At 37.8% G+C, this 20,925-nt stretch carries 20 protein-coding genes and 1 pseudogene; 11 read left to right on the top strand and 10 right to left on the bottom strand.

The features are described 5' to 3' along the window. Positions 1–1,104, top strand: a pseudogene (locus AC2CGN_RS18635) (collagen-like protein); the annotation flags it as partial. Positions 1,105–1,260: 156 nt separating this feature from the next. Here AC2CGN_RS18635 and hemY read toward each other — a convergent pair. From hemY to hemE, 3 genes are all read right to left on the bottom strand, one after another. Then, complete coding sequence (gene hemY / locus AC2CGN_RS18640) at positions 1,261–2,679, bottom strand: protoporphyrinogen oxidase (RefSeq protein WP_484515500.1); 1,419 nt, start codon at positions 2,677–2,679, stop codon at positions 1,261–1,263. A 14-nt stretch (positions 2,680–2,693) separates the two neighbouring features. Next, a complete protein-coding gene (hemH, locus tag AC2CGN_RS18645) occupies positions 2,694–3,614 on the bottom strand; it encodes a ferrochelatase (RefSeq protein WP_429982983.1) in 921 nt (306 codons plus the stop codon). A 162-nt stretch (positions 3,615–3,776) separates the two neighbouring features. After that, on the bottom strand, positions 3,777–4,826 hold the full coding sequence (gene hemE, locus AC2CGN_RS18650; RefSeq protein ID WP_429988052.1) for a uroporphyrinogen decarboxylase: 1,050 nt from the start codon (positions 4,824–4,826) through the stop codon (positions 3,777–3,779). Between the two features lie 561 nt (positions 4,827–5,387). Between hemE and AC2CGN_RS18655 the strand changes: the two genes are divergently transcribed. Further along, a complete protein-coding gene (locus tag AC2CGN_RS18655) occupies positions 5,388–5,906 on the top strand; it encodes an antibiotic biosynthesis monooxygenase family protein (protein WP_429988053.1) in 519 nt (172 codons plus the stop codon). 229 nt (positions 5,907–6,135) lie between these two features. On the opposite strand, the gene AC2CGN_RS18660 is transcribed toward AC2CGN_RS18655, so the two are convergent. Next, positions 6,136–7,320 (bottom strand): ABC transporter permease, encoded by a 1,185-nt coding sequence (locus tag AC2CGN_RS18660; RefSeq protein WP_429989580.1) that lies wholly within the window; start codon positions 7,318–7,320, stop codon positions 6,136–6,138. Then, positions 7,304–8,053, bottom strand: coding sequence for an ABC transporter ATP-binding protein (locus AC2CGN_RS18665; RefSeq protein ID WP_369593736.1), 750 nt, complete (start codon positions 8,051–8,053; stop codon positions 7,304–7,306). Before AC2CGN_RS18665 ends, AC2CGN_RS18660 begins: the two co-directional genes overlap by 17 nt. A 107-nt stretch (positions 8,054–8,160) precedes the next feature. Here AC2CGN_RS18665 and AC2CGN_RS18670 point away from each other — a divergent pair, with 107 nt between their 5' ends. The 6 genes from AC2CGN_RS18670 to AC2CGN_RS18695 all read left to right on the top strand — a co-directional run bounded on the left by AC2CGN_RS18670 (position 8,161) and on the right by AC2CGN_RS18695 (position 11,553). Beyond that, the gene (locus tag AC2CGN_RS18670; RefSeq protein WP_429986078.1) at positions 8,161–8,574 is read left to right on the top strand and encodes an HIT family protein; all 414 of its coding nucleotides are present in this window, start codon (positions 8,161–8,163) and stop codon (positions 8,572–8,574) included. A 137-nt stretch (positions 8,575–8,711) separates the two neighbouring features. Beyond that, the gene (locus AC2CGN_RS18675) at positions 8,712–9,245 is read left to right on the top strand and encodes a tryptophan transporter (RefSeq protein ID WP_429979987.1); all 534 of its coding nucleotides are present in this window, start codon (positions 8,712–8,714) and stop codon (positions 9,243–9,245) included. A 165-nt stretch (positions 9,246–9,410) separates the two neighbouring features. Continuing rightward, positions 9,411–9,806, top strand: a complete 396-nt coding sequence (locus AC2CGN_RS18680; RefSeq protein ID WP_286926985.1) for a YtxH domain-containing protein — start codon at positions 9,411–9,413, stop codon at positions 9,804–9,806. 156 nt (positions 9,807–9,962) lie between these two features. After that, positions 9,963–10,523, top strand: a complete 561-nt coding sequence (locus tag AC2CGN_RS18685; protein ID WP_286926984.1) for an HTH-type transcriptional regulator Hpr — start codon at positions 9,963–9,965, stop codon at positions 10,521–10,523. Positions 10,524–10,751: 228 nt separating this feature from the next. Next, positions 10,752–11,297 (top strand): DUF3267 domain-containing protein, encoded by a 546-nt coding sequence (locus AC2CGN_RS18690; protein ID WP_429979986.1) that lies wholly within the window; start codon positions 10,752–10,754, stop codon positions 11,295–11,297. 70 nt (positions 11,298–11,367) lie between these two features. Then, on the top strand, positions 11,368–11,553 hold the full coding sequence (locus AC2CGN_RS18695) for a hypothetical protein (RefSeq protein WP_008173337.1): 186 nt from the start codon (positions 11,368–11,370) through the stop codon (positions 11,551–11,553). Positions 11,554–11,706: 153 nt separating this feature from the next. Here AC2CGN_RS18695 and AC2CGN_RS18700 read toward each other — a convergent pair whose 3' ends face one another. After that, the gene (locus tag AC2CGN_RS18700; protein WP_080647610.1) at positions 11,707–11,814 is read right to left on the bottom strand and encodes a YjcZ family sporulation protein; all 108 of its coding nucleotides are present in this window, start codon (positions 11,812–11,814) and stop codon (positions 11,707–11,709) included. Positions 11,815–11,958: 144 nt separating this feature from the next. On the opposite strand from AC2CGN_RS18700, the gene AC2CGN_RS18705 reads away from it, so the two are divergent. After that, positions 11,959–12,945, top strand: a complete 987-nt coding sequence (locus AC2CGN_RS18705) for a peptidylprolyl isomerase (RefSeq protein WP_429982984.1) — start codon at positions 11,959–11,961, stop codon at positions 12,943–12,945. Between the two features lie 56 nt (positions 12,946–13,001). On the opposite strand, the gene yhaM is transcribed toward AC2CGN_RS18705, so the two are convergent. From yhaM to AC2CGN_RS18720, 3 genes are read right to left on the bottom strand one after another with little or no spacing between them, the layout of a single operon-like run. After that, positions 13,002–13,940 carry a 3'-5' exoribonuclease YhaM gene (yhaM, locus tag AC2CGN_RS18710; RefSeq protein ID WP_286926981.1) on the bottom strand — a complete coding sequence of 313 codons (939 nt, stop codon included), beginning with the start codon at positions 13,938–13,940 and terminating at the stop codon, positions 13,002–13,004. Then, positions 13,937–16,828, bottom strand: coding sequence for an AAA family ATPase (locus AC2CGN_RS18715; RefSeq protein WP_484515494.1), 2,892 nt, complete (start codon positions 16,826–16,828; stop codon positions 13,937–13,939). Before AC2CGN_RS18715 ends, yhaM begins: the two co-directional genes overlap by 4 nt. 5 nt (positions 16,829–16,833) lie before the next feature. Continuing rightward, positions 16,834–18,048, bottom strand: a complete 1,215-nt coding sequence (locus AC2CGN_RS18720; protein WP_484515496.1) for a metallophosphoesterase family protein — start codon at positions 18,046–18,048, stop codon at positions 16,834–16,836. A gap of 264 nt (positions 18,049–18,312) precedes the next feature. Between AC2CGN_RS18720 and AC2CGN_RS18725 the strand changes: the two genes are divergently transcribed. After that, positions 18,313–18,498 (top strand): YhzD family protein, encoded by a 186-nt coding sequence (locus AC2CGN_RS18725; RefSeq protein ID WP_283869523.1) that lies wholly within the window; start codon positions 18,313–18,315, stop codon positions 18,496–18,498. Positions 18,499–18,559: 61 nt separating this feature from the next. On the opposite strand, the gene AC2CGN_RS18730 is transcribed toward AC2CGN_RS18725, so the two are convergent. Then, entirely contained in the window at positions 18,560–19,342 is a 783-nt protein-coding gene (locus AC2CGN_RS18730) for an enoyl-CoA hydratase (RefSeq protein WP_286926978.1), read from the bottom strand. A 137-nt stretch (positions 19,343–19,479) separates the two neighbouring features. Between AC2CGN_RS18730 and trhO the strand changes: the two genes are divergently transcribed. Beyond that, positions 19,480–20,445, top strand: coding sequence for an oxygen-dependent tRNA uridine(34) hydroxylase TrhO (gene trhO / locus AC2CGN_RS18735; RefSeq protein WP_429986085.1), 966 nt, complete (start codon positions 19,480–19,482; stop codon positions 20,443–20,445). Positions 20,446–20,925 lie beyond the last annotated feature (480 nt).

Consider the following 20,925-nt stretch of genomic DNA (forward strand, 5'->3'; position numbering starts at 1 on the left):
GTCACTGGACCTACTGGTGTTACCGGAGCTACTGGCTCTACTGGCGTTACGGGCGTTACCGGCATTACTGGTGCTACCGGGTTAGCTGGAGTCACCGGACCTACTGGCGTTACCGGAGCTACTGGGTTAGCTGGGGTCACTGGCGCTACTGGGACTACTGGACCTACTGGGGTCACTGGCGCTACTGGCATTACTGGGACTACTGGAGTCACTGGACCTACTGGTGTTACTGGAGCTACTGGCTCTACTGGGGCTACTGGAGTTACCGGCATTACTGGAGCGACTGGGTTGGCTGGAGTTACTGGACCTACTGGTGATACTGGCGCTACGGGAGTTACTGGATTAGCTGGACCTACTGGCGCTACCGGCGTTACTGGAGTTACTGGGTTAGCTGGAATCACTGGTACTACTGGCGCTACCGGACCTACTGGAGTTACTGGGTTAGCTGGAGTCACTGGACCTACTGGCGCTACCGGACCTACTGGAGCAGCTGGGTTAGCTGGAGTCACTGGACCTACTGGTGCTACTGGTGCTACTGGCGTTACTGGACCTACTGGCACTACCGGCGTCACTGGTGCTACTGGCGTTACTGGACCTACTGGCGTTACTGGCTTTACGGGACCTGCGTTTACTGAAGGATTCTCCGCATTTAAAAACACGTTGGCTGTTAGTTCATCTACTACGATCACAAACTGGAGTGTAGCATCACCTTACTTTACTACTCCTGCATTCAATCCAGCATCTGGGATATTCACTGTACCAACTACAGGTAGATATTCCTTTGAAGCAACCATTAACTACTCTACTACAGCAGCCATTACTGTTACTTTAGGGGCTGGAATAAACCCTTCATTTGCTATACGACAAAATGCTACTACGAATTTAATCAGCGGCTTATTTCCTGTATTAAACGTAAATGTTGCACTCGTATTAACTTTGCGGTCAATTCTTGGAAATGGCACTATAACTTTGGCTGGAGAAGTGGATTTAAACGCTGGAGATACTATTGATTTGTTCTATGAAGCTAATGGATTAACTGTCGCTCTTACACTAGGTGGGGCAGACTCTGGTGGTATCGTTTGGTCATGTCATCGAATTTCTTAGGTTTAGGTTACTGAGAACAGTTTGAAGTGATTGGGAATAGAAATAGCAAACTATGAAATATTTTGTTTGCTATTTCTTTTTGTTTTTTGAACTTACATAAATACAAAAATAATACGAACATAATCATGAATGTTCGTACTATTGTACTTCTATTGTTTAAAATATTTCCTTTAACATTTCTTCTGCAACATGTTTACCTTGCTGCACACATTCTGGTATGGATATTCCCTCAAATGAACTACCTGCCAATTTTACAGTTGAGAAATGTTCTTGTAATTCTTGTTTTATGCGTTGGACTTTCTCCTGATGCCCAACTGTATACTGTGGCATGGCATTCTTCCAGCGAGTAACAACCGTCATCATTGGCTCTCCATGAATACCGACTGTTTTCGATAAATCCTGTAACACTGTTTTTTCAATTTCAGTATCTGATAGTGCTACAATCGCTTCGTCACCGACTCGACCAATGTAGCTACGTAATAGCACATAGTCCTCAGGGGAGCTACCTGGCCATTTTCGATTCATCCATGTACAAGAAGTTATTGAAAAGTCGCTATTCCGAGAGACAAAAAACGATAGTGCATCTAAATCGCCTAATTGATCTTTTGTAAAAGCCATTGTCACAGTAGCAATTGTAGCTGCCTTCATCGTACTCAATTCAGCAAGATGCTGTTGTTTATGAAACATTTTTTCTACAATGTTAAATGGTGTGGCAATAATAACGGCATCTGCATTAATTTGAGTAAAATTATTTAATACAACTTGAATAGAGCCTTCCTTACCATGTTCAATTTCTTCGACCTTGACGCCCTTCATTATTGACCCAGGAAGTAATGAATTTTCAAGTTTTTCGATAAGTGTCTCTAAACCATTATTAAAAGTTTGAAAAATCCCCTTATCCTTAGCGATAAGATTATTACTTAAAAAGTTTGTACCGGACTTTTTCATTCCTAGTAGAAGGCTACGATATTTTTGCTCTAAACTATAGAGCTGTGGGAAAGTTGAACGCATGCTTAGCTGCTCAATATCTCCAGCAAATGTTCCTGCAAGTAATGGTTCTACTAAATTTTCGACAATTTCTGCACCAAATCTTCTTCTGAAAAACGGCCCTAATGGTTGGTCATCATTCTGTGTAGAGCGGGGAATAAAAAAGTCCCCTGCAGCACGTATTTTTCCACTAAGTGAAAATAAGCCAGATGTAATAAATGACGAAACATGCGGTGTTGCTCCAGACAAAAGATTACTAGGGATTGGATATAGATGACTACCAACTGCAATATAAATAGGACCTGTGTTACTTGTAATTAATTCTTGCTCAATTCCTAAATCTTTTGCCAGAGTATATACATAATTCTCCCGATCAAAGAAAGATTCTGGCCCACGCTCGATAATAAAACCATTTTTTCTTAGTGTTTGAATTTTTCCGCCAAGACGTAGTGACGACTCGACAAGTACGATATCTAACGGCAATTCTTTTGCGATTGCTTCTTTTTGCATATAGAACGCAGCTGTAAGACCAGTAATGCCACCGCCTACCACAACTACCTTTCGTCTTTTCTGGGTCACTAACATCATCACTTTCTTTTCGCTTAGCTTAATTTTTTATGAATAGCATCTACCATTGCATCAATGAATAATGGATGCGTATTTGGCATAGCTGGACGATAATATGTCGCCCCTAGTTCATCACAAACAACTTTACATTCAAAATCATTATCATATAAAACCTCTAGATGTTCTGTTACAAAGCCAACTGGTGTGTAAACGAATGAACGGAAGCCTTTTTGCTCGTAAAGTTCGCGAGTTAAATCTTGAACATCTGGACCAATCCAAGGCTCTGGTGTTTGCCCTGCTGATTGCCATCCTACTTCTACATTTTGTACACCAGTTGCTGCTTGGATTAAACGAGCTGTCTCGATTAATTGGTCTTCATATGGATCGCCCAACTCTTTTATTTTCTCCGGAAGCGAATGTGCGGACACAATTAAACATGCTTTTTCACGTTCTTCTCCAGACATACCACTAAATGTTTCGTTCACTTTATTTTTCCAATACTCTATGAATTTTGGTTCATTGTACCAAGATTCTACTGAAGTAATTGTTAAACGATCTCCAGCCGCTTCTACTGCTCGTCCATTATAAGATTTTATGGAGAATGTTGAGAAATGAGGCGCCAATACAATAGAAACCGCTTCATTAATACCTTCAGCTACCATCTGTTCTACAGCATCTTCGATAAATGGATGAATATGCTTTAAACCAATAAATAATTTGTATTCTACAGCATCTTGAACTTCATTTAATCGTGCACATAGGGCTTCTGCTTGAGCTTTTGTTGCAGCAGCAAGTGGTGATAACCCACCGATTGCTTCATAACGACTACGTAAATCCTCTAAGTGCTCTTGTGATGGTTTACGACCATGACGAATATGCGTATAGTAAGGTTCTATATCTTCTTCTTTATAAGGTGTTCCATATGCCATTACTAACAAGCCTTTGATTTCTTTCATTACCCTTTTCACCTCTAAATAATAGTTTAAAAATATCTCTTCTTATCAATAAAAAATATGTGGCAAAAAGAAGCCGTCCAATTCATTAGGTTGGACAGCTCCCTTGCTGTGTTGTACAGAATGTAGTATTCACAGACAAGATTTAGTCAAAGCTTCTTAACTTTAAGAGCGTGCTTGGATTTGTTGAGCACTATAATCATGAATAAGAGCTGTTAAACGTTTCAATACCTCTGGATCTACCTCTGGGAATACACCATGTCCAAGATTAAAGATATGTCCAGGCATTTCTAAGCCTTGATCAATAATATCTTTTGCACGCTTTTCTATAATCGACCAGTCTGCAATTAATAAAGATGGATCTAAGTTACCTTGTACTGGTTTAGTAATCCCATTTGAATGCGCTTCTTTAATTGGTAAACGCCAATCTAAGCCAACAACGTCAATCGGCAAATCATTCCACTCTTTTGCCAAATGGCTTGCACCAACACCGAACTGAATAAGTGGCACATTTTCTTTTTTCAACTCAGCAAAGATACGTGTCATTACTGGTTTAATAAAGATACGATAGTCTTCAACATTAAGAGCACCTACCCAAGAGTCAAATACTTGTATTGCCTTTACCCCCGCCTCGATTTGTGCTGTTACGTAAGAAATAATCATATCTGCTAATTTATCCATTAATGCAAACCAAGCTTGTGGCTCTGATACCATAAATGATTTTGTTTTATTATAGTTTCTTGAAGGTCCACCTTCAATCATATAGCTTGCAAGCGTAAAAGGTGCACCAGCAAAACCAATTAAAGGTACATTTAGTTGCTCTTCTGTTAATAATTTTATTGTTTCCAATACAAAAGGTGTCTGTTCCTTGGCATTAAATTCACCTAATTTTTCCACATCAGCAACTGATCGAATAGGATTGGAAATAACAGGACCAACTCCTGCTTTGATTTTCACATCGACACCGATACCAGGGAGAGGTGTTACAATATCCTTGTATAAAATAGCCGCATCAACATTATAGTTTTCTACGGGTAAACGCGTTACATACGCACAAAGCTCGGGTTGATGTGTGATTTGCTCTAACGAATATTTTTCTTTAATCGCACGATATTCTGGCTGAGAGCGACCTGCTTGTCGCATATACCAGACAGGTGTATGTTCTGTTTTTTCCCCTCGTGCAGCACGAAGAAGTGTATCATTAAATGTTGTCATGAATAGTTCCTTCCCCTCGATAAAATTCATATCATTTTAATTTCGCCTTGGCGTAATAGTAGCTGCCGCTTTGCTTTCGCTACAGATAAACAATGCGTCCGGATTTTGAATTGTACCTAGGCCTGCACGATGCAGGTCAGTTAGCCGTTTTCGCAGGATGCGAAGATTTTAGGGTAACATCCTTTTATTCATTCCTTTGAAAATCCGTGACATTTGCCAGAGGCTTTAACTTCATTCAGTAGGTGTTTGAAAACCCAATGAAAAGAAATCAAAACCGCGTTCATCTCACCACCTGTAGAAGTGGGAGCCTTCTGTATCCGCTTCTTTGCTTTCGTATACAAAATACATTTGCTGAATGAAGATAAAATCTTTAGTTTATTCCTTTATTATTGATATCCGTTTTCAATAGTAAACGCTTCCTTAGTAATTGTATAGTTTTCCACATGAAATGTCATAAAATTGTTCTTTCTAAAAGGTTTCTTTTTTGACAAAGCTATAGACTTCCACTTAAATGGAGATAATCAAGCTATTAGTCAGAGCATTCATAAGGAGGGCAAATTTATGTATATTTATTTAACTTCGGGAACAGGAGATTTTTTAGAACAAGTAAGAAAAAAGCACCAAAACCAGAAGATGATTCTAATACATGGGGAAGGAAATTCTGTACTTATACATGAAACTGAAGGAAAATCTGTATTTGCCACACCACGTAAGTTTGAAGTATTAGATTCAGTAAATGATTTAGAAGAGCGTGGATATTTTGTTTTTAACAATATTCCTGTTACAGATGAAGGTCGACCTGTTTTTGAACATCGCTTTTTAAATCGTGCACGTGCTATCGAGGATGAACCGGGCTTTCTAGCATTCCGACTACTTCGACCGTTAAATAGCGAAACCTATATCGTCATGACACAATGGAATGGCCCACATTCATTTGAAGCATGGAAAAGCTCAAAAGCATTTAAATCAGCACATGCTGAACGGGAAGAACCAACTGGCGTACGTCAGCAAAATATATTTTCAGCTGCTTCCTATATTACAACCTATAGTGCTACCCCAAAAGAAGAAGACGAGGAGTAACATTCGGTTTACCACACCGTTTTTATCTAGAACAATATGATCAATATCGTGTGGGCCCAATGATAGCTGCTGTGGACAGCGTTGACATGGGAAAAGCCAGGCATATTTTTCTTTACAGGAAAAAGGGTATGATAGTGGCATTATCAATTAGTCACATAATTTTCACCAATATTAAGTCATTCTGATAACCATTCAAAAAGTCCACGTAGACATCTACATGGACTTTTAATTACGGCTTAGAAACCTTCGATGTTATTTCACTGACAACAATAATAATGACTATTCCTATATAGAACATTGGCTGCATCACGCTACATATACCAACGATAATAGCTTGAGTAATCATCGCTAAACGAACAATTTGTTGAACAGCTGTCTTGCGCGCATGATCAGGCAATGGGTAGAGCATGTCCATACGAAATTCTCCACTTGCCAATAACGCTTGCTTTAACTGAATCGTGGACGCAAAGCTCAATGCTCCTACAACAATCCATGTCACAAAAGGAATATCAACAAACGCTGCAATAACAGCAGAAATCACTGTTAAACGAAGCCATAAATAAAAATGATCATCTGTACGTACAAAAGTGCGGAACACCAAATATTTTTGTGTGTTCTCCTTCTTATAAGGAATAAATGTATACAACCAATTAAGCCATGCTCTTCGGCGAATGATTCCTCTTAAATGGGGCACATCTGTAAAATAATTTGCAAAACGATAGAAGCTCATCATACGATTTTGCTCTAGCTCGACAAAATGCTCGTATGGCACAGGCTCATCCTTACATTTTTTTCTGAATATAAGAATGTAAATACAGCCAATAACAGTTGCAACGATGGCAAATAGCAATTGAGCTTGGAGCGCCATGTAAATAGTCACACCAAATATGATTGCTCGAATTAGTCTGTCCACCCAAATCAGTTTGCCTCGTTCACTATAACGATAGCTAAATTCACCTACAACACTTAAAAATTTCAATACGATCATTAGAACAAACACTGCCCAAATTTCAATTGTTGTTAAATCAGTAACAGCCTTAAGTAAAGGAATACTTACAATATAAACAATCGCAACAATCCAAACCTGAGACCAAAACGTCCATGCTAACGCCTTTTTAAAGTACTGCGACATTTTTGATTCTACAGGTAATAAATACACTTGGTCTGGCTCTCTCAAGAGCGATGTAGGTCGACTAAAAGCTAATAAAATTCCTACGATTACGGCAATAACAATTTCTGCTGGAAAATCTAATTGCACGTTTTTTAGCCATTCACTATATTGATAGCCTCCTGCTCCAACAAGAAATACGAGTACAATCGCGATATGCCCAGTAAAAATAAATTGCATATATTTTTGTACTTCTCCTATATAATGCATGAAGCGAGAAGACCATACATCACGCAAGTTCTTCATGGTCCCGCTCCTTTGTCATAGCAATATATAATTCGTCTAATGTCGCGTGCGGCATAGCAAAAGCCTGACGTAAATCATTCATCGTTCCCTGTGCTCGAACACGACCCTCATGCAATAAGATGATTCGATCACAATGCTTCTCAGCCGTCGATAAAATATGAGTGGACATTAATATAGAAGCGCCCTCTTTTTTCTTTTCATCCATTTGATCTAGCAATGATTGAATGCCTAGAGGATCAAGTCCCACAAAAGGCTCATCAATAATGTAAAGACTTGGATTAACTAAAAAGGCACACATAATCATCACCTTTTGACGCATCCCTTTAGAAAAATGCGATGGGAACCAATTCAATCTTTTCTCCATTCGAAATTCTTTCAATAATAATTCTGACCTAGCTGCAAGTGTTGCCTCATCTAGGCCATAAGCCATTGCCGTTAATGCTAAATGTTCCCTTAATGTTAGCTCATCGTATAATACAGGCGTTTCAGGTATATAAGAAAATGATGTACGATACTTGTCCGTATCCTCTTTTAATGTGACACCATTTAATCGAATATCCCCTTCTTTGGGAAGCATTGTACCAATAATATGCTTAATCGTTGTACTTTTCCCAGCACCATTCAAGCCAATTAAGCCAACGAGCTCCCCTTTTCCAATAGTAAATGATAAATCTTTAATAACAGGCTTTCTTGTGTAGCCACCTGTCACATGCTGTACCTCTAATACTGACATGACCTCACTCCTCTTCTTGTTTTATATTTTATCAAAAATTAGCAAATGATACAGTTATGAGTATGATAGAATGTAATTACATACATAAATGAAAGGGGAAATTACGAATGAGCGATTGCCTATTTTGTAAAATCATTGATGGATCCATTCCAAGTACAAAAATTTATGAAGACGACCATGTCTATGCATTCACAGACATTTCACCTGTTGCTAAAGGACATACTTTATTAATTCCAAAGCAGCACTGTCAGGATTTATTTGAAATGCCAGAGGAAGTAGCACGAAACCTTTATGCTGTGGCACCTAAAATTGCCAATGCTCTCAAAGCTGCATTTCAACCGATCGGCTTGAATACGATTAATAACAATGGAGCCGCTGCTGGACAAACTGTTTTCCACTATCACTTACATTTTATTCCTCGTTATGACGAAAAAGAAGGTCTAGGTTTAATTTGGCAGACACAAAAATATACACCAGAGCAATTGACTGAAGTTGCAGAAAATATAAAAGCACATCTTTGAAATAAGAAGGATTAATTTTCAGAATAGTGCCTTGCATTTTAAAATTATTTATCGTACAATCACAAATAAGTTTCGCTAACGGTCAAGGGGACACGTTGGGGGACAAATAGATTAGCATAGTTGAGGAGAGATTAGAAATGAATACAAAGAATCTAGTTTTAATGGCACTCTTAGTGGGTGTCGGTGCGGCACTTTATGTAGTCACACCAGGTATGGTTAATGGCATGAAGCCCGATTTCATGCTAACAATGATGTTTATCGGGATATTACTGTTCCCTACCATCAAAGAAACATTTTTGCTTTCTTTAGCGACAGGTGTTCTATCAGGATTATTTACAACATTTCCTGCTGGTCTTGTTCCAAATATTATCGATAAGGCTGTTACGGGCTTTGTCTTTTTAGCGATTTTAATCACCCTGAAAAAACTGGCAAACAATTTTGCTATATCGGCTATCTTAGTGGGTGTAGGAACAATATTATCCGGTACAGTATTTTTAGCAGTAGCACTTTTTGTGTTTAATGCCAATGTTGGTGCAACATTTGCTATGCTTTTTGTAGGTGTTGTATTACCCGCTGTAGCTTTTAATGTTGTAGCTTTTGCGATAATTTATCCAATAGTCGTTAAATTAGTAAAGCGTTCTAAATTTAACACAGCTATTTCTCGAATTTAATATATAGTTCGAACCTTTATTTTGAGGTAAAGGTACTTCCAACTACTAAAAGAAGCTAAAACGTGATAGAAAATCACTCGTTTAGTTTCTTTTTTCTTTTGGTATATGTGTAATTCGTGGTTTAATAGAGATAATATGATTATTACAGAAACGAGGTATTTCAATATGAAAGCAAAACCATTTTTATTTGGACTAGTTACTGGTATTGTTGGTGGAACAATTGCTGTACTTTTCTCTACTCCTCAATCAGGCAGACAATTACGCACTAATTTGCGAGAAAATGCTGAAATCACAAAGGGCAAACTTTTCGAAGTTAAACATCAGGTTGATAATGTTAAACAGTCAGTTAATACCTTAACAAATGAAGTCAAAAATAATATACCGCAAATAATAAATGAATTAAAACAAACAATTACTACATTTACAGATGAAATCGAGCCTACAAAAAATAATTTACAACAAGAAATAGAGGCATTACAGAATACAATTAGCGAAATCGAGAAAAACGTTGCACAAATCACAGAAAAGAAGAAAAAACCGCAAGAAAAAATAAGCGACTAAAGTCCTTGTTATTCAAAAATAATTCTATTTTTTTATCATAATTAAATCATAAAATATTATTATTCAACCACTTTTCAATTATTTAATTTTTCTAACTTTAAACTTTTTTTCTTTATTGCTATAATATTTTTAAAATGTTAAAGAAAGCAGTAGGTGATGGCTTTGTCAGAGGAATTATACACACAAAAAGAGGCGATGCTTTATAGTCAAAGAATTGCGCAATTATCAAAAGCCTTATGGAAAGCGGTTGAAAAGGATTGGCAGCAATGGATTAAACCATACGATTTAAACATCAATGAGCATCATATTTTATGGATTTCGTATCATCTAAAAGGGGCTTCGATTTCCGATGTAGCAAAATTTGGCGTGATGCATGTTTCCACAGCATTTAACTTCTCTAAAAAATTAGAAGAGCGTGGATTCCTGAAGTTTTCAAAGCGAGATGACGACAAACGTAATACGTATGTTGAACTAACTGAAGCAGGCACAGAACTAATTATTGAAATGAATAGCAATTATCATAATACGTATCATTCTGTCCTCGAAGGTTCATTAGCTTTAAAAGACTTATATGGCCGCTTCCCAGAATTTTTAGATGTTATGGCTGTTATCCGCAATATATATGGAGAGGACTTCATCGATATTTTCGAACGCTCCTTTCAGCACTTCCGTGATTCCTTTGACAAGCTAGAAGAACGTTCAACTGTAAAAGGGTAAAGCGAAACTAATTTGTAGGAATTGTTTCTTCTCCTGCTGATTATAAGTCAAGCAATTGAGGAATAACGTTTAGTAAATAACAATCTGAAGTCGTCTTACGAAACGTTTAAAAATCATGTTAAAGGAGGTATTTCAGAAAATATTTCTGAGATACCTCCTTTTTCTTGCATTCTAACATAAATCAATTTACATTAAATAGGACCCTTCCTATTATGGAGTTGATAAAGCATGCACTGTTGGAAAATATTAAATCTTGAACATCATTACGGTACAACACGTATTATAATAATGTCTGTCTTTGTGTTTTTAACCGTCTTTTCCCTATCCTATGTAACATTTAATTTATTTAATGATGAACACTATACTGATCATTTATTTTGGTTATTTGTTATCGCTGTATTTGCCCTTTATCCAATTCATAAATGCTTACACTTTCTAGCATTGTATGATTTACGACAGCATTTAACATTACGGATGCGTTCACAATTTTATGTAATTCCTGTTTTACATATGCGGATACGTGAACCACTCTCAAAAAGTCGTTATATTATAGCACTTCTTACACCATTTTTCGTGCTTAATACAGCCATATTAATAGGTACACTTTTATTACCTGCCTACACACATTACGGCACATTGCTTTTAGCTTATCATTGTAGTTTATGTTTAATCGATATTCTCTATGTAAAATACTTATTGAATTCACCTAAGGACTCTCAAATTGAGGAGACACCAAAGGGCTATGAAATTTTAGTACCGCCTACTATTCATTAAATTGCTAGTACTTGTGTTTTATTGACGTTTTTTGTTATGCTATTACTATTGAAAGAGGGGAGGAATAGACTTGCTATTAATGATCGTAGTTCTATTCTCGGTATTCTATTTATTTCAAATAAACCGCATGACTTATGCACTGTGCATGCGACGTGAAATTCCCGAAGAAAACCAGCCAAAAATATTCCGAACTATAAATATACTTATTACAATATTACTTGTCTCATTTTATATTGAAATTTTATATGCAGTATAGTTAAAAACATTGCATCTACACTTGTCCAGCAAATGTAAGTTTGACATCTCGTGTATCAAAGGATAAACGTGGCCTCAAACGTAGGTGTGAATGCCTTCCATTGTTAAGAAAAGCTAAGGACATTACACCCTTAGCTTTTCGCCATTTTATTAATTAGTATAGGAACGCTGCACCAACGATAATTAATAAAATAAACAACACAACTAATAAAGCAAAGCCTGAGCCGTAGCCGCCACCGCCGCCATATCCTCCGTTGCTCATAACTTCACCCCCTTTCTTTTCTATATCCTATGCGCTTCAAAAATGGAAATATAGGCTATACTCAAGGGGGAACCATTTTGTTTTTAAAACGTTTATGTTATAGTAAAAAATGGACGAAAACCATGTTAGGAGAGAATATCCACAATGAAAAAGACTGTATTATCTTTAACATTAGCCGCCTCTGTTTTAGCGCTTGGAGCTTGTAGCGGAGGGGACAGTAAAACGATTGCAACATCAAAAGCCGGTGATATTTCAGTAGCTGACTTTAATGAAGCATCCAAAACGTTAACAGGTCCTTATGTACTTCAACAGATTATGACTGAAAAAGTATTAGCTAAGAAATATAAAGTAACAGACAAAGAACTTAATGAAGCGTTTGATTCAACTAAATCACAATTCGGAGACAGTTTTGCGCAAGCACTTGCTGCAAACGGCTTAACAGAGAAAGGTTTCAAAGAATCTTTGCGAATTCAGCTTCTTCAAGAAAAGGCTTTAAAAGACCAAGGAATTAAAGAAGAAGATGTAAAAAAACATTATGAGCAGATGAAAACAGAATTAAATGCTCGTCATATTTTAGTGGCTGATGAGAAAACAGCTAAGGAAGTTATTGACAAAATTAAAGGTGGCGCTGCTTTTGCAGATGTGGCAAAAGAGTACTCCACTGATACTGGTTCTGCAGCAAAAGGTGGAGAGCTTGGCTGGTTCTCTGCTGGTGCAATGGTTGAGGAATTCAGTGATGCTGCTTATGCTCTTCCTTTAAAAACATTAAGTGAACCCGTAAAATCAAGCTTTGGCTACCATATTATTGAAGTAACGGACAAGCGTGATGTAAAAGGCGTAGGCTCATTCAAGGATGAAGAAGAAAACATCCGTTCAACAATGTTAAATAAATTAACGCAAACAGGTGAAGCTGAAACAATGATTAAAGACATTGTTGCTAAGATGGCAAAAGAAGCTAATGTAAAAACTTCTGAAAAAGATTTACAACCAGCAATAGATTTCTTTACAACTACAAGTGAAGAACATGCTAAAGCAGCAGAAGAGGCAGCAAAAAAAGCTGAGGAAAAAGCGGCTAAAGAAAATAAAGACAAAGAAGAGAAAGCTGAAGATACTGAAAAAGAATCTAAATAGTTATGCTCTTACTAATCGAAAGGGTTACGCTTGTATCAGCGTAACCCTTTTTTCATTCAATAGATAGTTGGCTTATAAAACGATCGATTATCGAGTGGGAATAGTCTCTCTGTAAATTCACCAGGAGTTGTTTTACCAAGTGCTCGTGTTAGCATGTTCATCTTTGCATCAATATTATCAATATAATGCAAAATTTCTGCTTCCTGAAGCATTGGCTTTTTGGGACTACCCCATTCCTCCTTGCCGTGATGGGATAAGACCATATGCTGCAACAGCATAACCTCTTCTCCCTCAATTTCTAGTTCACTAGCAATCTTAGCAATCTCATTTACCATAATCGTAATATGGCCAAGTAAATTCCCTTCAACAGTATACATTGTTGCAACTGGGCCAGAAAGTTCTACTACCTTACCAATATCATGCAAAATAATGCCCGCAAATAATAGGTCACGATTTAACGTAGGATATAAATCAGCAATAGCTTTGCCAAGTCTCAACATTGATACCATATGATCAAGTAATCCTGAGGCATAATCATGATGATTTTTGGTCGCTGCTGGAAATACTAAAATAGCATCCTGATGTTTTTTAATAGCTGCTCGTGTAATTCTTGAAATATGAGGATTTTTAATTTCAAAGAAATATTGTGTTAATTCTTCATAGAGTTGTTCTTTAGGTGTAGCTGAAGAAGGAACTAAATCATGGATTGCAATTCCCTCCTCTGGTTTAGCTACGCGAATGGATTTTATTCGTAATTGATTTTTCCCACGATAGTCATGTATTTCGCCACCGACACGGACAATAGCCTCGGCATGATACATTTTTTCATGATCTTCATTTGTATCCCACAGCTTTGCCTCAATATCTCCACTTTTATCTTGTAATAACAACGACATAAAGGGCTTGCCAACCGTTGTAACCCCTTTTGTTGCTTGTTTAATTAATAAAAATTGATCAACTGCTTCTCCAACCTGGAGCGTCGTTATTCCTTTCATGTTGACGCCACTCCCCTTTCATTTGCTAATGCGCTTATATCGACAATTTGATCTTTGTGCCAATATTTAAGCATCGTGTCATGACAAGTAAAATATAGAATTTGGCGTTCATATCCTACTTCTTTCATTAATTGTACCATTTTGTCTGTTCGGATTCGATCAAAATGGACAAAAGGATCATCCATAATAAATGGAAATGGTGCAGAAGTTGAAAGTGTTTTTGCTAGTGCCATACGTAGTGAAATATAGGCTTGTTCCTTTGTTGCCTGTGATAATTCGGCCATATGATAATGTAAGCCACCAGCAGCATCCTGAGCGACAAAATAGCCAGCATCGTTAATGAATAGCTTCGTATAACGACCACCAGTTAATAAACAAAAGATCGCATTGACCTCTGTTAAAACATAAGGTAGCTTCTCCTCTCTTAAGCTGAATAATGTTTCATGAATAGCATTAGACAATGCCTTTTTTGTTGCCCATTGCCCTATCAGCTGCTGCAGGATAGATTTCTCTTGCTCAAAATGCTGAAGTAATTGACCATAATTCTCATCATTTAGAAGATGCTCCTTTTGGACTTGGAGTGTAGCACGTTGCTCTAAGCAATGATCGATTGCTAACTGACTGGCATCCTGTTCCGCTTCTAGAGTCTTTAAACGTTCACTTAGTTGGCTATCATGCATCAATGCCTCATCGTTTGATAAATCCAATGAAGCAAGTTGACTTTTTATTGTTAGGAGTTCAGCTTTGAATTTCTGCTGTTGTTCAAATTGCTCATGTGTCTCGTAGTACTCCTTTTCTAATTGAACATTTGCCTCATTAAATAATTGAGCAATTTGTGATTCAACGTTTTCTATATGAGATTCTATCCCTTGAATATTGACAGTAAGATTAGTCAATTGCTCTTTTGTTTGCTGAGTCATTTGTAGCTCTTGTTGTAACGTAAGGAATGTAGTACGCAAATGCATAAAAATTTCTTGTTCACTGTACTCTGCATTGAGAGCCTGTTGTAGCTGTTCAAATAGCTCACGTTTTTCCATCTGTATCGTTTGTAAAAGGTTACTTGTACTCTTCCTTTTTGCCTCCAGCTCTTGTGCTCCCCGTATTCGCATAAAAAGCTCTGGTAACAATGTTTTTGCTATATTACCCTCTAATCGGAAGCGCTCTAAAAATTGTTGCAGGGATTGAGTTGCTGCCTCACTCATCCTTTCAACCTGTTGAATTTTATATTCTAGCTGTACATATTGACGTTCTTTTTCTTGTTGCTGCTCATGTACCTGCAACAAGCGCTCCTCATGCCTTTGTTTTTTCAAAAGAATCGTCTGAGCAATATTTTCTTGCTGCTCTAATTCGCGAATTTGCTGATTGGGCTGTCCCGATGCTTTACTTTCATCTCTTGAGAATTTCACATATAAAATAAGGAATAAAGCGATAGCTGCTCCTAAAACGATGACAGCCATGTTTTTCTCAAAAACACCATATATAATTGAACATATACTTATAGCCAATAAAATCCATATTATGGAACTGAATTGTTTCTGCTTTGAGCGCTGTGACCTTCCATGACGGTATTGCTCTAGTTTCCGTTTACGTTGTGGCCACTGTGCTAAAATATGTTCTTCTTCTGCTGTTAATGCCTCCTGTTGAAGACGCTGCTTATGCTGGGCAATTGAATCTAGTTCAATGTGTATTTGCTCTAAGGAACGTAAATGAAATTTTAACTCTTCCTCCGCTTCCTCTAGTAGACTTAGTTGTTGCTGAAATTGCTCCTCTTGCTGCAATGAGACCGTCTCCTCAAGGAGCTTCAACTGTGCTTCGCTTTCCTGTACACCTAATAATCGAAACTGTGCTTCTATTTCTTGCTCTAATAAATATAAATCATCCATTAAGTTTTGTTCTTTTACAATTAACTGATTCCATGTCGCTTCCTTATTCAAAAGTCGAGACATTTCATGAATAGCTTGCTCGTCCACTGTTAATTGCAGTTTTTGCTGTAGTTCATGGTACTGCTCTTTTTGCTGCTGCAATTGCCATGTTTCGTGCATTAGCCGGTCCTTTAATTGCTCATAGCGCCTTATACCTTCTGGTGGAAACTGCACATGCTCATAATTTTTTAATGTTTGCTCCAAAGCCTTCTGCTGTTTCATAAGGGGCATTGCCTGCTTAAGAATATTGAGCTGTTGCCAATTCTGTTGTTGTAATTTTTGCTGCTTATACAAATCTTCAAGCTTTTGATCAAGCCGCTTTAATTGCAGCAATTTGTCCTCAAAGCTTTGAATATTGCTCTGCTCCTGTTTAATAGTGCGCTCAAGTTGCTTTAGTTGCTCTAACTTTTGATTAATAATAGGTATCTTGCCCGACTTTTTAAAAAGATCCCCAGCCTCTTTTTCCAATTTCTTTTCAATAGTAGACAATTGCTGAACACCTGTTGTTCCGGAAGCAATCAACAAATGTGTTAACTCCTCCTCAGACATTTTCTCAATGCCCTGTAATTCGTGTAAAGAAAAGGAGAAAATTGATTCAAAGGATGCCCTTGAATAGCCATAAAGCAGCTTTGCTAATAGCTCATCCTGTCCAACTGTACCATCTTCAAGATAAACCGTGACCTCTCCAGTTGCCTTTCCTTTAACACGCTCAATTGTACATTGCCCGTATATTGGGTGCCAAACTGTCAGCTGACCGCCAAATCTAGTTGATGTTTTCGGCTCATATTTGCGTTGTGTTTGTTGCTTTGTAGGAAAACCAAAGAGCAATTGTAAAATAAACTGTTGAATGGTTGTTTTTCCTGCCTCGTTCATGCCATAAAATATAGTAACACCGTCAGATAAAGAGATTGTGATATTTTCATGCTTCCCAAAACCATATATTTGGATTTTTCGTATCACTAGCATGTCATTCACGTCCTTTGAATTTCTTCTGCTAATAATTCCTGTGCATTGTGCATTAAGACTTTAATGTCCTGTTCTGTTAAAGGGTCGATAAATCTTGCTCCACCGGCATGTTGATATAGGTCCTTTAGTATATCCTTCCATGCTGTGATATCCCATTGCTCCATTAAATTCACCACAGATTTAGTTGCAGCAGTATGTTCGTACAGTGTTGATGAAGTATGTAGCATTAGCTTCTGTACCCAACACATTGGTTCAATCCCATCTTCCGCCTCTCGTATAGTTTCTAGCCATGCATCCACAGTAGCATGTTCAAATAAAGAAGAGGCGTGTTCATCAATGTTTTTTAAATGAAGTTCTACAACAGATGCCCCGTAGACTTGTCGATTGAGTGAAAGTGCTTCCTCACATTTTTTTAAAAGTTCATTTGCATGAAACATATTTTTGCAATCTACCTCCACTGTGTTATAGACAACAGCTGATGTCGGTATAAAGTCCAGTTCAACAGAGGCTTGCGATAAAGTGACATCATAAAAACCCTTAATCCCCTGTTCCTTACGATGTCGACTTTGAATATTACCAGGATACACAATAGGTGGATTTTGATGTAGCAGCTGGCGTTTATGAATATGTCCTAAAGCCCAATAATGATAGTTTCTTTCAAGTAGCTGTTCCTTTGTGAAAGGTGCGTAAACTGCATGTGTGGTATCACTAAACTCGCTACCATGGAGCATACCAATATGAAGTACATGTTGGTCAGAGGCAATAGGATAACTCTCAATCTTTGATTCCTTTACATGACGTTCACTATAACTAAAGCCATAAATATTCACTTGCTGTCCTCGTATATTTAGCTGAACAACACTTGTTTCCGCTGGCAATTCATAGACGTTACTTGGTAAGGCAAAGCGCGTCCAAGAACCATTTAAATGATCGTGATTGCCATAGCTTAAAATCACTGGAATATTATGCTGAAAGAGCTTTTCCATAGCCTCTTGGAATCGACGTTGAGCTGGTAAGCTACGATTTTCACCATCATAGATATCACCAACTATTAGTAAAAAATCAGGCTTCTCTTGAATAGCTTTATCAATAATTGTATTAAAAGCCTCAAAGGTACTTGTTCGAATTTTTTTAAAATTATGTTCAGGTAAACCAAATAAGCCCTTAAATGGACTATCTAAATGTAAATCCGCCATATGAAAAAAACGAATTGCAGACATCTAATCACCTCAAGTAATAAATAATTTGAACCTTTGGGACATCCTTTCACAATAAAATATCACCTTTGATTCAAACCGAATATTTGTTCTATTTTATCATACTTCTCATTAGATGAGAAATTTATTCAATATATCCCCTATTAAGATCGCCTTTAATTTTCCACAATTTTCGTAATTTATCAAAATTATCGCTAGATTTACCGTGAAGTTTATAAATCTTCTATGTATAATAGATATATATTTATGTAAAGGGTGGGGTGTAGAATGGAGAATTATCGTTTCACAGCTTTTGAAAAAACAGGGGAAACATTATTCGATGAAACATGGACTTTCGAAAACGATGAGACTGCAAAAATTAACGGTCAACAGCAAATCGAAGAAAAAGGTGTTGCCGATAAAACTCATCGCCTTGTCAACTCTTCTGGTAAATTAATATTATTCCATGTCTAAAAGTGACTAGTAAAAGGCACGTAGTAATAGCTCTACGCGCCTTTCACTATGTTGTTCCTATTTATTTCCCTGCAAAAACAGGTGTTCTCTTCTCAACAAATGCATGAATTCCCTCTAAATGATCAGCTGTTTTCCTCATAGCTGTTTGCCCCTCTGCCTCCATTGCCAAAATACTTTCTAATTGCGGTAAATTTTGAGCATGCAGAATTTTCTTAGTTGTGATCATGGATGCAATTGGAGACGCCAACATTTTTCCAACGAGTTGGTCAGCCACTGCAAAAACAGATCCCTCCGGAGCGACGTAGTCAATTAATCCTGCTTCATGTGCCTCTGCTGCAGTTAATACTTTGCCCTCCCAGATCATTTGCTTTGCCTTAACAGTGCCCACGCGTTCCTTCATAAAGAAATGGCCACCTCCATCAGGGATAAGTCCAATACCAATGAAATTCATCGCAAGCTTACTATTTTCACAAGCCACAACAATGTCTGCCCCTAAAGCAAGACTAAAGCCTAATCCCGCAGATGCCCCGTGAATTGCCGCAATAACAATCATCGGTAGTTGATAATAGGCTTTTACAATGCGTGTTAAATAAACCATTGCCTCCTCAATATTAAGCGGTTTATTTGGATCTAGCATCGCTTTAATATCCCCACCTGCAGAAAAGACCTTCCCTTCTCCACGAATAACAAGCACCTGTATATCCTGCTCTTGTTGTAGTGCCTCAAAGCATTCTGCCAGCTCCCGCATCATCACATCATCCATCGCATTCATTGCCTGTGGACGATTTAACGTCAATGTTGCTCGACGCTCTAATTTTTCCAAAGTAATTGTTGAAAATTCCATCCTTGCACCCCCAAATATGAATAGTCATTCACTATGTATTATTCGAGTTTTTTTAGAAAACTCCTTCTCTGTTACGCAAACTTGCACTTGATATGCTATATTAAAGGTCGAATATTGTTTAAAGGTGGTTAAGTATTGTGACACAGAAAGACTATCGTGTATTACTTTATTATAAATATATTACGATTGAAGATCCTGAAGCATTTGCTGAAGAACATTTAGCGCTATGTAAAGAAATCGGACTCCTTGGTCGTATTTTAGTTGGGCATGAAGGAATTAATGGTACAGTTTCAGGTACTATTGAGCAAACGGACGCTTATATGGAGCAGATGAAGGCCGACTCTCGTTTTAACGATATCATGTGGAAAATAGATGAAGTGGAAGGACATGCCTTTAAAAAGATGCATGTTCGCCCTCGTCGTGAAATAGTGCACCTTGGTTTAGAGAATGACATTAATCCTTTAGAAATAACAGGTGATTATTTATCACCAAAAGAATTTATGAAGCGCATGCAAGAGGACAATACTATCATTATTGATGCACGTAATGATTATGAGTATGATCTTGGACATTTCCGCGGGGCGATTCGTCCAGATATCGAAAACTTCCGTGATCTTCCAGATTGGATGGAGGAACATAAAGAGCAATTTACAGGTAAGAAAATCTTAACATATTGCACAGGCGGTATTCGTTGTGAAAAATTCTCAGGTTGGTTAAAGCGTGAGGGGTATGGTGAAAGCGTTGCTCAATTACATGGAGGAATTGCCACATATGCAAAAGATCCTGAGGTAAAGGGTCAGCTTTGGGATGGGCAAATGTTTGTCTTTGACCGACGTCGCAGTGTACCAATCAATCAGGTAGAGCACGTGGTTATTGGACGAGATTTCTTCACTGGCGAGCCATCAGAACGCTATACAAACTGTGCAAACCCGGAATGTCATCGATTAATGCTTTGTGAAGAAAAGCATGAAGCATTTTATATGCGTAGCTGTTCAGATGATTGCCGACGTGCAAAGCGTAACTTCTTCGTTGAAGAAAATGGCTGGGCACCTGAGCAGATTGAGGAACAAATTGCTAAAATAGCTCAGGTTCAAGCAATTTAGTGAATCACCTGAAATATTCTTGTGATGTTTCACATCAAAAAAGCATCATCCAATTTGCGGATGATGCTTTATCGTTTTATGGATTGTTTTTATTTAGTACCTGAGTAGTTTTCTTTTAGACCCGAGTGGTTTTGTACCTTACCTGAGCATTTTTCTCTTGAACCCGAGCGATTTACACTTTACATGAGCGCCTTCTCCTTGGACCCGAGCAGTTTTATCCTTTACCTGAGCACTTTCTTCCTGAACCCGAGCGATTTTACCCTTTACCTGAGCGCTTTCTCCTTGGACCCGAGCGGTTTTCCCCTTTACCTGAGCGCTTTTCTCTTGCACCCGAGCGGTTTACACTTTACCTGAGCGCTTTCTCCTTGGACCCGAGCAGTTTTATCCTTTACCTGAGCGCTTTTGGTCTTCTGTCAAGAAAGTGGACATAAAAAAGTGAGAGCTTTAAAGCTACCGCACTGCGTTTGGTGGGCAATGGAA

The sequence above is a fragment of the Lysinibacillus sp. DFXJR4 genome (genome assembly GCF_057196045.1).